Below are 14,836 nucleotides of genomic sequence, written 5' to 3'. Positions count from 1 at the left end.
CATACGTGAGCAGGCTCCAGGTCGTCAGCGGCAAGGGCGGGACCGGTAAGACCACGGTTGCCGCCGCCCTCGCGCTCGCCCTCGCGACCGAGGGAAAGCGGACTCTTCTCGTCGAGGTCGAGGGCAGGCAGGGCATCGCCCAGCTGTTCGAGACGGAGGCTCTTCCCTATGAGGAGCGCAAGATCGCCGTCTCCTCCGGCGGGGGCGAGGTGTTCGCGCTGGCCATCGACGCCGAGCGCGCCCTCCTCGACTACCTCCAGATGTTCTACAAACTCGGCGGCGCGGGCCGCGCGCTGAAGAAGATCGGCGCGATCGACTTCGCGACGACGATTGCCCCGGGCGTCCGCGACGTGCTGCTGACCGGCAAGGCCTGCGAGGCGGTCCGCCGCCGGGACAGACAGGGGCGGTACGTCTACGACTACGTGGTCATGGACGCCCCGCCCACCGGCCGCATCACCCGCTTCCTGAACGTCAACGACGAGGTGGCGGGCCTGGCGCGGATCGGCCCGATACACAATCAGGCGCAGGCTGTGATGCGGGTCCTCAAGTCCCCCGAGACGGCTGTCCACCTGGTGACCCTCCTTGAAGAGATGCCGGTGCAGGAGACCGCGGACGGCGTCGCCGAACTGCGCGCCGCCGAACTGCCGGTGGGTCAGGTCATCGTGAACATGGTCCGTCCGCACCTCCTCGACGAGGACGCGGTGCGCGAGGCGGCGAACGGCCGGCGCGGCGCCGTCACCGAGGCGCTCACGGCGGCCGGTGTGCCGGGTGCCGCGACACTCGTCACGCCGCTGCTGGAGCAGGCGGCCGAGCACGCGCAGCGCGTGGAACTGGAACGCGAGCAGCGCAGGACACTGAACACCCTGGAGCTGGGCGCGTACGAACTCCCCGTGCTGAGCGAGGGCGTCGATCTGTCCGGCCTCTACCAACTGGCGAGGGAACTGCGCAAGCAAGGGGCGGGCTCATGACTCTGGAACCGTCGGCCCGGCTCGAGGTCGACCCGCTCATCGACGACCCGGCGACACGCATCATCGTGTGCTGCGGTGCCGGGGGCGTCGGCAAGACGACGACGGCGGCGGCCCTCGGCGTCCGGGCGGCCGAGCGCGGCCGCAAGGTGGTCGTCCTCACCATCGACCCGGCCCGGCGGCTGGCGCAGTCCATGGGCATCGACTCACTCGACAACACTCCCCGCAGGGTCAAGGGCATCGAGGATCGGGGAGGGGCGACGGGAAGCGACGCAGGCAGGGACGATGGCGTGCGGCCGGCCGGCGAACTGCACGCCATGATGCTCGACATGAAGCGGACGTTCGACGAGATCGTCGAGGCGCACGCGGACGCGGAGCGGGCCCGCGCCATCCTGGAGAACCCCTTCTACCAGTCCCTGTCCGCCGGTTTCGCCGGCACGCAGGAGTACATGGCCATGGAGAAGCTGGGCCAGCTGCGGGCGCGCGACGAGTGGGACCTGATCATCGTCGACACCCCGCCCTCCCGTTCGGCGCTGGACTTCCTGGATGCGCCGAAGCGCCTGGGGTCGTTCCTGGACGGCAAGTTCATCAAACTGCTGATGGCCCCGGCGAAGGTGGGCGGCCGGGCGGGGATGAAGTTCCTCAACGTCGGCATGTCGATGATGACGGGCACGCTGGGCAAGGTGCTCGGAGGTCAACTGCTGCGGGACGTGCAGACGTTCGTGGCCGCGATGGACACCATGTTCGGCGGGTTCCGTATGCGGGCGGACGCGACGTACCGGCTGCTGCAGGCCCCGGGGACGGCGTTCTTGGTGGTTGCGGCGCCCGAGCGCGACGCGCTGCGGGAGGCCGCGTACTTCGTGGAACGACTGGCGGCCGAGGACATGCCGCTCGCCGGACTGGTCCTCAACCGGGTGCACGGCAGCGGGGCGGCACGGCTCTCCGCGGAGCGGGCCCTGGCGGCGGCGGAAAATCTTGACGAGGCCGGCATTGTGGATCAGGGGCCCGGGAAGACTCGAGTTCGTGACGCCGCGGCCGTCTCTCCCGAATCACCGTCCGCGGGCCGCTCCCCCGAAGCTCCACCGGAAGCCGGCACGTCGGCCCCCGGCGCATCAAAAGCCCCACCGGAAGTTCCCGAATCACCCGCAGAACCGAAGAACTCCCTGGAACGGACCACAGACCAGGCCACGGAGCAGACCACCGAGCAGATGACTGCGGGTCTGCTGCGCCTGCATGCCGAACGGATGCAGGTGCTCGCTCGCGAGCAGCGCACCCGTGACCGTTTCACCGCGCTCCACCCGGAGGTGGCGGTGGCCGAGGTACCTGCGTTTCCCGGCGATGTGCACGACCTCGCCGGCCTGCGCGCCATCGGTGACCGCCTTGCGACGGGTGGGAGCACCCCGGCGGGGGCGGCGTAGGCACACGCGTACACGGCGGGCACGCGGAGGCTGCGCAGGGCTCGGTACGCGGCGGCGTGCGACGGCTACCGGGGCCACGGGCGCGGGACGCCGTCCCGGCTCGTGCGCACGCGACGAGGGAGCCGACGGCAGCGCACGGACAGGCACGCCGACCCTGGTCCTGTGCCGGCTGTCGCGCCGACGCAGGCCATCCGACGCACCGCCGTCCGGCGCGCTCCGGGTGTCGGCGCCCGTGCGGGCACGGCCCGGCGTCAGGCGTGCCTCACCCACCTGGGGCGCACGCCCTAGCGGTCGGTCCGTCACGGCCGGCACCGAAGGCGCCCGGGCGCAGGTGTGTCCGGGCGACGGCTACCCGACCGCCGCGTACGCCTCGTACGTCTCGTCGTCGTCGAGGGCGACGGGAAGGATCCCCGCGCTGCGCTCGTATTCCGTGCGTGCGGTCTCGAGCAGTCGCCGCCACGAAGTGACCGTGGGGCGCCTGCGCAGCAGTGCGCGTCGCTCCCGTTCGGTCATTCCGCCCCACACGCCGAATTCGACGCGGTTGTCGAGCGCGTCGGCCAGGCACTCGGTACGCACCGGGCATCCCGTGCACACCGCCTTGGCCCTGTTCTGCGCTGCCCCTTGAACGAACAGTTCATCCGGATCCGTAGTGCGGCAGGCTGCCTGCGCACTCCAGTCGGTTACCCAGCCCATGCCGGCGCCGTCCTCTCCCGAATCGAGGCTCCCCCACGGCGGCAGCGGCATATTCACCGCTGCCAGTTGAGGACGTTACGGAAGGTGGGCACAGCGCAACACCCCCTTGGGGCCCAATCTTGAATGGCCCGAACGGACTATGCGTACGCGGCAGATCACCCAGGGGAGTGACCTGGGGACATAGCGAAGAAAGCCGACAAAGCCGGGTAATTCAGTTGACTTACAAGGGGCACATCGGCACACATGCGCCGCATTCGGACACGGCTCGCGGACACAACTTCGCCGGATTCGGGTACAGCGGAAGTCATGTCAAGCACTTGATGCAGAACCGCACTGCTGTGACAGTTGTGAGCAGCTTAGGCCAATGCCTTTACGCCTGTCCGGCAAATGAGAACGTAGGCTGCCCTCATGCCAAACAAGCGCTCGGGCGGCGGTCTGACCGGGATCCAGCAGGCCGCCAAGTTCCTCGGTGTCAGTGTGCTCTCCGGAGCCGTGCTGGCAGGCATCGCCCTGCCCGCAGTGGGAGCGCTGGGACTCGCGGCCAAGGGGACCGTCGAGGGGTTCGACACCATCCCCGCCAACCTCAAGACCCCGCCGCTGAGTCAGCGCACCACGATCCTCGACTCCGAGGGCGGGAAGATCGCCGTGGTCTACTCCCGTGACCGCACCGTGGTGCCCCTCGAGGAGATCTCGCCCTACATGCAGAAGGCGATCGTCGCGATCGAGGACGCCCGCTTCTACGAGCACGGCGCGATCGACCTCAAGGGCGTGCTGCGTGCGCTGAACAAGAACGCGCAGTCGGGCGGCGTCTCGGAGGGCGCCTCCACGCTCACCCAGCAGTATGTGAAGAACGTCTTCGTCGAAGAGGCAGGCGACGACCCGGACAAGGTCGCCCAGGCCACCCAGCAGACCCTCGGCCGCAAGATCCGCGAGCTCAAGTACGCGATCCAGGTCGAGGAGGAGCTCGGCAAGAAGAAGATCCTCGAGAACTACCTCAACATCACGTTCTTCGGCCAGCAGGCGTACGGCATCGAGGCCGCGTCCCAGCGCTACTTCTCCAAGCACGCCAAGGACCTGAAGCTGGAGGAGGCCGCGCTGCTCGCCGGCGTCGTCCAGTCGCCCAGCCGCTTCGATCCGGTCAACGACTCGGAGGAGGCGACCAAGCGCCGCAATATCGTGCTGCAGCGCATGGCCGACGTCGGCGACATCTCGCAGGCCGAGGCGGACAAGGCCAAGGCCGCTCCGATCGAGTTGAAGGTCAGCCGGCCCAAGAACGGCTGCATCACCGCCGTCGACGGCGCCGGCTTCTTCTGCGACTACGTGCGCAAGGCGTTCCTGGCCGACCCGGTCTTCGGGAAGACCAGGAAGGACCGGCTCAAGATCTGGAACCGGGGCGGTCTGACGATCAAGACCACGCTGAACCCGCAGGCCCAGAAGGCCGTGCAGCAGTCGATAAAGGACCACGTCTACCAGACCGACAAGGTCGCCACCGCGGTGACGCTGGTCCAGCCCGGGACCGGCAAGATCGTGGCGATGGGCCAGTCCAAGCCGTACGGCTTCGGCAAGAACGAGACGCAGATCAACTACTCGGTCAACCACGGTATGGGTGGCTCGAACTACGGTTTCCCCGTCGGCTCGACCTTCAAGCCGTTCCTCGCCGCGGCCGCCCTGGAGCAGGGCAAGCCGGCGACGCAGGTGTACCCGTCGCCGTACAAGATGCCGTACCCGGAATCGATCTCGACCTGCAGTGGTAAGCCCTGGGTCAATCCGGGCGGAAAGCAGACCCTGGAGAACGAGAACGAGTCCGAGGTCGGACCGTACCCGCTCAAGGAAGCCATGGCGCTTTCGGTCAACACCTACTTCGTGCAGATGATCGGCGAGATCGGGATGTGCCCGATCCTCGAGATGACCGGCAAGCTGGGCGTGGTGCAGGGCAACGGTGACAAGATGCCCGAACTGCCCTCGGCACTCACTCTCGGCTCCACCGGTGTCTCGCCGCTCAACATGGCCAACGCCTATGCGACGTTCGCCAACCGCGGTACCTACTGCACGCCGACGGCGATCGAGTCGATCACGACTGCGGACGGCAAGAGCCTGGAGGTTCCGCAGACCGAGTGCTCCAGGGCGATGTCGGAGAAGACCGCCGACACGATCAACACCCTGCTGCGCGGAGTGGTCGACTCCGGTACGGGCCGGCAGGCCGGCCTCCAGAGCCGGGACAACGCGGGCAAGACGGGTACGACCGACTTCCGGAAGAACGCCTGGTTCGTGGGCTACACCCCGAACATGTCCGGCGCGGTCTGGGTGGGCAGCGCCAGCCAGCAGGTGGAGATGGTGAACATCACCATCGGCGGCCAGTACCACCCGAAGGTCTTCGGCGGTGGCGTCCCGGGTCCCATCTGGAAGGACGCCGTGTCGGGGGCGCTGGTGGGCCAGCCCGCCCCGCCGTTCAACACCGTGCACATCCCGGACCCGCCGAAGGACAAAGACAAGGACAAGGACAAGAAGAAGCCCGGCGACGACAAGCCCGGCGACGAGGACCCGTGGCCCGGCATCTCCATCCCGCCGGACCTGATCGGCGGCGGCAACAACCGCGGTCAGGGCAACGGCGGTGCCAACGGCGGCAACTGGCCGTAGCGGGTGTGGCCATGAGAAGGGGGCGCCCCCGGTCCTGACGGACCGGGGGCGCCCCTTCTGCGTCCGGGCGTCAGCCCGCGAGCAGCTGCTTCACCACGGCGGCCACCCGGCCGCCCTCGGCGCGGCCGGCCACCTTCGGGCTCACGATCTTCATGACGGCGCCCATCGCACGCGGCCCTTCGGCGCCCGCGGACCTGGCCTCCTCGACCGCCTGGGCCACGATTCGGCGCAGCTCGTCGTCCGTCAGCTGCTGCGGCAGATAGGCGTCGAGGATCACGCCCTCGGCCTTCTCCCGCTCGGCCTGCTCGGTGCGACCGCCCTGGGCGAACGCGTCAGCGGCCTCGCGGCGCTTCTTCGCCTCCTTGGCGATCACCTTCTGCACCTCGTCGTCGGAGAGTTCACGGGCACTCGTGCCCGAGACCTCCTCCTTGGTGATCGCGGCGAGGGTGAGCCGGAGCGTGGAGGAGCGCAGTTCGTCGCGCGCCCTGATCGCCGCGGTGAGGTCTTCCTGCAGCTTGGACTTGAGCGTGGTCATGCGGCCAAGTGTGGCAGGTGCGCGGCGACACGCGCCCGCGCATTTCGCGGCGGAGCCGCGTGGCGGAACGCGCGGGGCGGGGCGGGTCAGCCGCGGCGGGGGCGGGGTGGGACGCGGCGGCGGGGCCGGGGCGGGGCGCGGCGGCCGGCCGGGGCGCGGGCGCGGCACACGGGCCGGGGCGCGGCAAAGCCACGTGGCCGGTGGGCCGGCCGGTAGGCGGGGCGTGCGGCACGTGCCGGAGAGGCGGCCGGGCCGGACGGCCACCTGCACGGCGGCGACAGGCGGGGCCGGGCCCGGCGCCGTAAGGTCACCTACACACCACCGCTCCCCGTGGGCGACCGGGGTGACGCCTGCCGTACACCCACTGTTGACAGCCTGCGCGGGTGCCATCCCTCCGCCCCTTCGCCGACCGGTCCACCAGCTGTTCTGGCCGCTGGAGTGCCGCCGGGACTGCCGGCCGGAGTGCCGGCCGGGCCGTCGACCGGGCAATCGAGCGAGTCCTCGGCCGGGCCGTCGGCTTCCGCCACTGCCAACTGCTCGGACTCACCGGCTCGACGGCCCTGGCGGCAGGGGGCGTGAGCGCCGGGGCTCTACCCGTACGGGAGATGCTCGCCCCGGGCTCCGGACGCGCCGCGCTCGGGCTCGTCGGCGCGTACTTCGGCCTCGTCGTCCTGATAGCTGCCTGGGCGCTGGTGGGCAGAGCGGTGCGCGGCGCCTGCCCGCCCGGACGCCACGAACTGCTGATGACACTCGTGCTCTGGGCGGCGCCGCTCGTGGTGGCACCGCCCTTGTTCAGCCGTGACGTCTACAGCTACCTGGCGCAGGGCGCGATGGTCGACGCGCGGCTCGACGTGTACGTCCACGGCCCGTCCCACCTGGGCGGACCGCTCACGGCGGAGGTCGCGCCCCTGTGGCGGGACACGCCCGCCCCGTACGGCCCGGTCTTCCTGGCCCTGGCCTCGGCGGTGGCGCACTCGCCCGACCTGACCTCGTTCTCCCCGGACCAGGTCGCCACCGGAGTGCTCGGCATGCGCCTGGTGGCGCTGCTCGGCGTGGCGTCCATGGCGCTCTGCCTGCCCCGGCTGGCCCTGCACTGCGGCACGGACCCGTCCGTGGCGCTGTGGCTCGGCGCGCTCAATCCTCTGGTGCTGCTGCACCTGGTCAGCGGCGCGCACAACGACGCGATCATGCTGGGGCTGCTGGGCGTGGGCCTCGTCGCGGCACTCGGCCGCAGGCCGGTCCCGGCCGTCGCGCTGATCACCCTGGCGGCCTTGGTGAAGGCACCCGCGGCGCTGGGGCTCGTCGCCGTCGTCGTGTTGTGGGCGAGGCAGGCACGCTCGGCGCCGCGGCCGTCGCGAGCAGCCGCCGTACCGCAGGGGCGGCAAACACCCCTGATACGGCTACTGCGAGCAGCCGCCCTGCTGCGGCGCGGGCAGTCACGACCGGCCCGCTCGGCCCGGGCGGCCACCGCGTTCGCCGTTCTCGGGGTCCTCTGTGTCTGTGCCGCCACCACCGCGGTGACCACTGCGGTGGTGGGTACCGGATACGGATGGCTGGCGGCGCTCGACACACCCGTATCCCCCGAGAACTGGTCCCTGACCTCCACTCTCGGCCGACTGACCACCGCCCTGCTGAGCAGTGCCGGCGACCCGCTCACGGCGGCCGCCCACCTCGCGACCCCGGCGTGGCATCTGCTCGGACTCGCCGCGACCGCCCTCGCCGTACTGCTCGCCTGGCGCCGTCATCACCTGCTGCGTCCGGTGCACGCACTCGGGCTCAGCCTGACGGCGGTGGCGCTGCTCGGACCGGCGATCCGCCCCTGGTACCCGCTGTGGGGACTGTTCCTGATCGCCGCCGCCGGCCCGGGCAGATCGCTGCGCCGTACGGTCGCCGCGGCCAGCGGGCTGCTCGCCCTGGCCGTACTGCCCAGCGGATTCGCCCCCGACACCACGCAGTTGGCGCTCGCCGTCAGCGGCGGACTGCTCGCGGTGGCGGCTCTGTGGGCAACCCATCGCTTCGCACACCGCCCGGTCGGGAGTACGGCATGACACAGCTGGAGACGACGGGCGCCACGTGGCGGCGGCCCACGACCACCCGCGGCCGGGCGCTCGTGGTCGCCGCGCTGGCGACTGCCGTCGTGCTCTTCCTCGCGACGGTGCCGCTGCACCGCGGCTGGTTCGACCTCGGTGTCTACTTCGGCACCGTGCACCACTGGGCCGGCGGCGGCGCCATCTACGACTACGTCGTGCCGGGCAGCCACTACGGCTTCACCTATCCGCCGTTCGCCGCCCTGTGCATGCTGCCGATGCGGCTGATCGACTGGCAGAGTGCCGTCGCGTTCAGCGTGCTGTTCAACGCCGCCGCGGCAGCCCTGATCCTGCGCTGGACCGCCGGCCCGGTCGTCCGGCGGCAGGGCTGGACACCCTGGTACGCCCTGGCCCTGGTCGGATGCGCCTTCGCGCTCCTCGAACCGGTCCGCGACACGGTCAGCTTCGGGCAGGTCAATCTGCTGCTGCTGGCGCTCGTCCTCGCGGACGCCCGGCTGCCGGCCAAGGGCCGGGCTTCCCGGTACGCGGGCGTCGGCATCGGTCTCGCCGCCGCGATCAAGCTCACGCCCGCCGTCTTCATCGGCCATCTGCTGCTCACCGGCCGCCCACGGGCCGCCGCGACGGCCACCGCCGTCGCGCTCGGCGCCACGGGTCTGGCCGCCTGGATCGCGCCGGACGCCTCACGGGTCTACTGGACAGAGGCGCTGTGGGACACCGACAGGGTCGGCGAGCTCGCGTACGTCTCCAACCAGTCCTGGCAGGGGCTGCTGGCCCGGCTGTCGGAGCCGTACGAACCCAGCCGAGGGATCTGGGCGGCCGGCGTCATCGTCCTGCTGGCGATATGGGCCGTGCGGGTCCGCCGGGCGACCGCGGCCGGTGACCACGCGGCGGGATTCGCGCTGACCGGCGTCCTCGCCTGCCTGATCAGCCCGGTCACCTGGGTGCACCACCTGGTCTGGCTGCTGCCGGCCCTCGTGGTGCTCGCCGGCGCCGCGCTCCGCGAGCCCGAGGGGCCGGACCGCCGCAGGCTGCTGACCTGGGCGGTCGCACTGCCGGTCGTCCTGTGCAGCAGCATCGTCTGGCTGTGGAGCAAGGACTCGTCCGGCCTCGACGGATTCCTCGGCGGCAACACCTACGTCTGGATCGCGCTGGGGCTTCTCTTCGCGCTGCCGGTCCGCCGGCCGGTTCACAGCGCGCCGGCGGAAGCACTCCCGCCGACTTCCCGCTCCTGACAGGTCTGCGACGATGGACACATGCGCGCACGCTACGGGCTCCCCCTGAAGATCACCGCAGGAATCACGGCGGCCGGAGCCGCCGGCCTCGTCTACGCCGCAGGCATCGAGGCCCGTTCGTACCGGCTGCGACGGGTGACGGTGCCGGTGCTGCCGCGCGGGATGCGGCCGCTGCGTGTGCTGCAGGTCTCCGACATCCACATGGTGAGCGGCCAGCGAAAGAAACGTTCCTGGCTCCAGTCGCTGGCCGGCCTGCGCCCGGACGTCGTCGTCAACACGGGCGACAACCTCTCCGACCCGGAGGGCGTGCCGGAGGTCCTGGACGCCCTGGGCCCGCTGATGGAGTTCCCCGGTGTCTACGTCTTCGGCTCCAACGACTACTACGGGCCGAAGCTCCGCAACCCCGCCCGCTACCTCCTCGAGAAGGTGCAGGGCCGCCACGGCCTCAACGGCAACGCCCCGGCCGTCGGCGCCGTCCACAACCCGTGGGAAGGCATGCGGGACGCCTTCGACTCCGCCGGATGGCTGGACCTGACGAACACCCGCGGCCGGCTGAAGCTCGACGGCTACGAGATCGCGTTCACCGGCCTCGACGACCCGCACATCAAACGTGACCGGTACGACAAGGTCCTCGGCGGCCCCGAGAAGGACGCGGACCTCTCCCTGGCCGTCGTCCACGCCCCCTACCTGCGCAGCCTCGACGCGTTCACCGCCGACGGCTACCCCCTGATCCTCGCCGGCCACACCCACGGCGGCCAGCTGTGCATCCCCTTCTACGGCGCCCTGGTCACCAACTGCGACCTGGACACGGACCGGGTCAAGGGACTCTCCACCCACCGGGCCGAGGGGAACGTCTCCTACCTCCACGTCTCCGCGGGCTGCGGCACGAACCGCTACACCCCGGTCCGCTTCGCCTGCCCCCCTGAGGCGACCCTCCTGACCCTGACCCCACGCGACTGAACCCGCCGCTGGTGCGACTGCGGGCGGGTCCGGGGCGCTGCGGAGTCAGGTCCGGGGCCGGTAGAAACCGGATTTCGTCTCCGGCCGCGGGTGGGCTAAAGTAATCGATGTCGCCGGGACACCGGCGACATCGGGGTGTAGCGCAGCTTGGCAGCGCGCTTCGTTCGGGACGAAGAGGTCGTGGGTTCAAATCCCGCCACCCCGACAGCTGAAACAGCAAATCAGGCTCGGTACTGAGAGATCAGTACCGAGCCTGATTTGCTGTACGGCCCCATCTCGGGAGCCACGGCGCCCGCTTGGCAAAGACAGCCCGACGGGCGCCCGGACTTCCAGACGTCATTCCTCAGCCTCGTGGCGTTCCTCGCCGGTCCGAGGGTCCTCCGCAGGGATCGGATGTGCCTGATGGGTGCCGATGTCGATGAGGATCTGTGCGGCATGGGTGACGTTGCCGGCCTTGACGGCGCCGGCCATCGCGGCACGGGCGGTATCGGGTGCGGCGTGCGGCGGGACCACGAGAAGGGAAAAGTGGTCCTGGTCGCCCCGCGTGATCAGGACGGTGTCATCACCGACCGGGAAGGAGTCGATATGGACGACCTGGTCGTCGATGACCAGGCGCGTGGGAAGTTCATCCCATGCGGTGGCGTCCAGGCCGACGCGCGTGATGGGGCCGATGTGCCCGGTAAGCACGTGGATGAGGTCCGGCAACTCCGCGCCGATAGCGCGGGAACGCGGCCACCACGCGCCGTCGAGATTGCCTTCCCGGGATGGTGTCGTCTCCAGCCGCAGAAGAACTGTCCCGGGTTTCGCGGCCTGGTGGATCGCGTCCGGCAGCAGCCCGGGAGCGCGAGGGATGTCGGATTCGGTCATGGTGCGTCTGCCTGTCTGCGGGATTCGGTGTAGCCGCCGAAAGCGGGACCTCCTCCTCCAACCGTAAGTCGTGCGCCGCCGTACCGGCTGCGCTCGCCGGCGGTGCCGGACTCGTGGTCTCTCGATAAAATGCCTGCTCACGAGCACGTACCGGGCCCTCGGAGCGGCGTAGAGTGAAAGGACCGGGAGCACTCCGCATGCCGGCCGCCACGTCGGTGCCGCTCCCGGCGAGCAACAACAGCAGCCTCCAAGAGGAGGCCCGGGGACAGGTCCGCATCATGACCGCGACCATCGAACCTACGATCGTCAAAGAGCGCCTGCCTTCGGCGTCGGCCCGGCTGTTCCCTGGCCCCGGCCGACTCGGTTCCGGGTCTCCTGGACGGTGCCGGGCATGGGTATGCGCGACGGCCGTCACATGCACCGACACGTTGCCCCTGATGCAGGTCGTCCTGAATGAGCAAGGGGGGTCACCATGAAGTCACCGGAACTGCCGTTGGCCGGGCACGCGGAGGTTCGTATCGTCGCCGCGAACCCGAAGGCGGCTCGCCATATCGCGGAGATTCTCCGCCGTTGTTTCGCCGCCACCGAAGCGCGCAGCTACCCCGCAGGCGCTGACGGCGGAACGCGTCTCCACCTCACCGTGGACACCACGTGCATGGCGGAGCCGGTGCGCTCCTGGCTGGTGACCAGCCAGTCCTCCCGGGACGATCACAAACAACCGGACGAAATCTGAGGAGATGGCCCTCAGCGGGGGAAGGAGGGTACCGCCCCGGACGTACGGGTTTCCGTCGGGTGACGGCACGAGAGGCAGGCGACCATGGCGACACTGCACGAGCGGCAGCGTTACCGCGAGGCGATCATGAAGACCCTGTACGAGGCCGTCGAAGGCAATCGCCTCCTCGGCCTCACCGGGGCGCAGCTGCGCGAGGACCTAGCCATGCCCGAGGAGGACCTGGCCGCCGCCTGCACGTACTTGGCGGCCGAGGGACTGATTCAGGTCGACTGGGCGCGAGGGAACTCACCCGCGATGGTGACACTGACGCACAAGGGGATCCAGCTCATGGAGACCGAGGAAAAGGACAGTGACTGATACGGCACAGGCCGTCCTCAGGGCTCCGGCCGGTCACATGACGGCCTTGTCCTCCCATATGACTGAAATGGCGTCCCGGGCATACCCTGGCGAGTGGGCCGGTGCACTCTCACGTGCAACGACCCGGAAGGGCGGCCCCGGTGTGTATACGCCGGGGCCGTTGCGTCACCGGCACATGCCACAGGGAGAACGTGTGATCCACTCGGCCGATCTCCGCGAGTGACGCAGCTGCGACGTCGTTGACCCGAAGGGCCGAGAGATGAGCACGCCGTCTACGTGGACGGCGGACAGCGACTGGCCCGCTGATGCCGGGAGGCTGACGTGGTGCTGCTTCTTCTGCTGCTCATCGTGGCGGTTGCGCTCGGCGTCATCGGTGCGCTCGCCAGGGGCACGCTCTACCTGCTGATCATCGGGGTGATGGTGCTCATCGCCGATCTTGCTTCCTCAGAACGCGGATGGGGCGCAGCCGCAGGCCCCGCGTCCGGTAGGGCGGTCCGACCGGCCATCAGGCCTGCCCTTCTCCGTCGGGTACCACCACCGTCTCCTGGTGCAATGCCCGACATCGCTCACATGCCACGTGCCTGAGCGACTTCGGGCACTCGCCGTTGGCGTGAAGGAAGGGGGACGACAGGCTGCCTGTTGCGTCGGAAAGCGGTGACCGAAGATGACGGATACGCATCGCCCCCATGCCACGGGCGAACCCACCGCCCATCGTGGACGTCCGGCACATCCCGGGCCGCGATCCCGGCGATCTTCGCCACCGCACCGTCGGCGATCGTTGTACGGCCACGCAGCCCCGGATCGTTTCCGTGCGGCACCCCCGCACTCTTCCCGCCGCGCTCGCCCGATGATCCCGAGAGCGTATGCCCGGTGTCGGCGGGAAGTCTCCCACCAGCGGGGTGAAGGTTGAGGTCGGCGAGGTACAGACCGCGGTCGACGGCGTCACCATCATCGAAGTCGCGGGCGACGTCAGAGAGAACGTGATCGCTGCCATCGATCGGATGACCGGTCTGGAAGTTGTCGAGGTCAACACCGCGGTCGGCGGCATTGCTCGACGAGGACGAGGAACAACCAGAGCGGCGGCTCGAGTAACCGCTTGCCGGAGCCGAAGCGAGCAAGGAGCGCGCGATGAGTACGGCCGCGGTTGCCTGTTCACCGGGATGACGCTGGCTTCGCCGGATACTTCGGCGGCTCGGCGCGTCCTTGCTGGTGGCAGACCGGGTGCCATCGGGTTCGCCGCCGGACGGTTCGCTGACGGTGACGGGGAACTCGGCGCCCTCTTCCACACCCGCGAGCACGGCAACCAGCGGCGGTGAGACCAGCCGCTCCTCGGAGGACGACCGCCGACGGAAGTGAACCGGCGTCCAGGAGCGGTCCGTTCGGCTTCTTCGGGGAGTAGCGTGAATTCATCGGGAGCGCTTCGCACACCGGCTCAGATGCCGGTTTCGTTCCTGGTGAGCAACGACACCGGGCGGCTGCCCGCGCGCACAGGTCCGGAGACGGGTTCGCGCGATGTCAGCGACCACCTCTCATCCCCCGCTACGGGCCGTTCCTTCGGAGCCCCGACCGCGCGCCTCGCCCTGAAACCCGAGAGCCCTTCACCAGGGCACGCCGAACTGGACGGCGCCTGGTGGCCCCGTTCACGTGACCTGACACACGAACTCCTTGCCTTGGCGGACGTGCTCGTTCCGCTGAGGGGACGGATCACCCATATCACCGTCAACCCCCGCCACTGGCCGATCCTCCCGCGTAAGATCTTCGCCAACGACCATGTGGTGCAGGTCGGTTGGTTCACGTCGGAGCAGGATCCGCACAAGATCGTGCTGCTGTCCTGTACGGCGGGCCGCTGTGACCTCCTGGTGATACCCCCGGAGATCGGCGCCCCCCTCGGCCGCCCGGCTGATGGCCGCCGCGCGCGGACCCTGCCCGCCGATGACCGCGACCGCCCTCGTGACGGCGGAACAGGCCGGCGTAACTTCCTCGTCGTACGAAACCACCACCGGCCGGCCCGGCCGACTGGTGGTGGGGATGTGACGGTCGTCGTCGCCGCCCTGGCCGTCGGTGCCCTGCTGATTCGCCGGGCAGTCCGTGGTGGGCCGGATCAGACGTGACCACTTGCCGCGGCCGCCATGAGCGGTTCGCGGCTTCCTCGGTCGGATTGAAGAAGAGCATCCGTGTGATGGGAGTCGCGAGGACGGGGCCGGTTCGGACACCTGCACACGACGAGCCCTCGCTTCTCCTCCCCCGTACTCCCGCACGTTCCGAGACGAGGCGGGCCGGATCGCGTGGCCACCGCGTTGACACCGACCGTTGCCGGACGTTGACTGGCAGCACGGTGCAGGGCCATGCCACTCCGGAACACACGGCGAAGCATTCCGCCTTCCCGCCTCG

Annotated in this window: 12 protein-coding genes, 1 tRNA gene and 1 pseudogene; 11 read left to right on the top strand and 3 right to left on the bottom strand. The window is 69.9% G+C overall.

Annotation, left to right across the window (positions count from 1 at the left end; genetic code table 11):
• Positions 1-5 precede the first annotated feature (5 nt).
• Together OGH68_RS20025 and OGH68_RS20020 are read left to right on the top strand one after the other, a co-directional pair.
• Positions 6-968 (top strand): ArsA family ATPase, encoded by a 963-nt coding sequence (locus tag OGH68_RS20025; RefSeq protein WP_264245876.1) that lies wholly within the window; start codon positions 6-8, stop codon positions 966-968.
• A complete protein-coding gene (locus tag OGH68_RS20020) occupies positions 965-2,383 on the top strand; it encodes an ArsA family ATPase (RefSeq protein ID WP_264245875.1) in 1,419 nt (472 codons plus the stop codon). The genes OGH68_RS20025 and OGH68_RS20020 overlap by 4 nt, the downstream gene beginning before the upstream one ends.
• Before the next feature lie 348 nt (positions 2,384-2,731).
• Here OGH68_RS20020 and OGH68_RS20015 read toward each other — a convergent pair whose 3' ends face one another.
• Positions 2,732-3,076, bottom strand: a complete 345-nt coding sequence (locus OGH68_RS20015) for a WhiB family transcriptional regulator (protein WP_050791514.1) — start codon at positions 3,074-3,076, stop codon at positions 2,732-2,734.
• Positions 3,077-3,484: 408 nt separating this feature from the next.
• On the opposite strand from OGH68_RS20015, the gene OGH68_RS20010 reads away from it, so the two are divergent.
• Complete coding sequence (locus OGH68_RS20010) at positions 3,485-5,713, top strand: transglycosylase domain-containing protein (RefSeq protein ID WP_264245872.1); 2,229 nt, start codon at positions 3,485-3,487, stop codon at positions 5,711-5,713.
• A gap of 70 nt (positions 5,714-5,783) precedes the next feature.
• Here OGH68_RS20010 and OGH68_RS20005 read toward each other — a convergent pair whose 3' ends face one another.
• On the bottom strand, positions 5,784-6,248 hold the full coding sequence (locus OGH68_RS20005) for a GatB/YqeY domain-containing protein (protein ID WP_264245870.1): 465 nt from the start codon (positions 6,246-6,248) through the stop codon (positions 5,784-5,786).
• Positions 6,249-6,736: 488 nt separating this feature from the next.
• Between OGH68_RS20005 and mptB the strand changes: the two genes are divergently transcribed.
• From mptB to OGH68_RS19985, 4 genes are all read left to right on the top strand, one after another.
• A complete protein-coding gene (mptB, locus tag OGH68_RS20000; protein WP_264250184.1) occupies positions 6,737-8,296 on the top strand; it encodes a polyprenol phosphomannose-dependent alpha 1,6 mannosyltransferase MptB in 1,560 nt (519 codons plus the stop codon).
• A complete protein-coding gene (locus OGH68_RS19995; protein WP_264245868.1) occupies positions 8,293-9,528 on the top strand; it encodes a glycosyltransferase 87 family protein in 1,236 nt (411 codons plus the stop codon). The genes mptB and OGH68_RS19995 overlap by 4 nt, the downstream gene beginning before the upstream one ends.
• 21 nt (positions 9,529-9,549) lie before the next feature.
• The gene (locus OGH68_RS19990; RefSeq protein ID WP_264245866.1) at positions 9,550-10,488 is read left to right on the top strand and encodes a metallophosphoesterase; all 939 of its coding nucleotides are present in this window, start codon (positions 9,550-9,552) and stop codon (positions 10,486-10,488) included.
• A 131-nt stretch (positions 10,489-10,619) separates the two neighbouring features.
• Positions 10,620-10,693 (top strand) — tRNA-Pro (locus OGH68_RS19985).
• Positions 10,694-10,824: 131 nt separating this feature from the next.
• On the opposite strand, the gene OGH68_RS19980 is transcribed toward OGH68_RS19985, so the two are convergent.
• Complete coding sequence (locus OGH68_RS19980) at positions 10,825-11,355, bottom strand: DUF5994 family protein (RefSeq protein ID WP_264245864.1); 531 nt, start codon at positions 11,353-11,355, stop codon at positions 10,825-10,827.
• 472 nt (positions 11,356-11,827) lie between these two features.
• On the opposite strand from OGH68_RS19980, the gene OGH68_RS19975 reads away from it, so the two are divergent.
• The 4 genes and pseudogenes from OGH68_RS19975 to OGH68_RS19955 all read left to right on the top strand — a co-directional run bounded on the left by OGH68_RS19975 (position 11,828) and on the right by OGH68_RS19955 (position 14,556).
• Positions 11,828-12,088, top strand: coding sequence for a hypothetical protein (locus OGH68_RS19975; protein ID WP_264245863.1), 261 nt, complete (start codon positions 11,828-11,830; stop codon positions 12,086-12,088).
• 84 nt (positions 12,089-12,172) lie between these two features.
• A complete protein-coding gene (locus OGH68_RS19970; protein WP_264245862.1) occupies positions 12,173-12,445 on the top strand; it encodes a hypothetical protein in 273 nt (90 codons plus the stop codon).
• An 854-nt stretch (positions 12,446-13,299) separates the two neighbouring features.
• A pseudogene (locus OGH68_RS19960) lies at positions 13,300-13,537 on the top strand (Asp23/Gls24 family envelope stress response protein); the annotation flags it as partial.
• A 344-nt stretch (positions 13,538-13,881) separates the two neighbouring features.
• The gene (locus OGH68_RS19955) at positions 13,882-14,556 is read left to right on the top strand and encodes a DUF5994 family protein (protein WP_413471008.1); all 675 of its coding nucleotides are present in this window, start codon (positions 13,882-13,884) and stop codon (positions 14,554-14,556) included.
• Positions 14,557-14,836 lie beyond the last annotated feature (280 nt).

The sequence above is a fragment of the Streptomyces peucetius genome (assembly GCF_025854275.1).
Classification (GTDB): Bacteria; Actinomycetota; Actinomycetes; order Streptomycetales; family Streptomycetaceae; genus Streptomyces; species Streptomyces peucetius_A.
The sequence above is the reverse complement of the archived record's forward strand: the minus strand, read 5'-3'. Positions and strand labels throughout refer to the sequence as shown.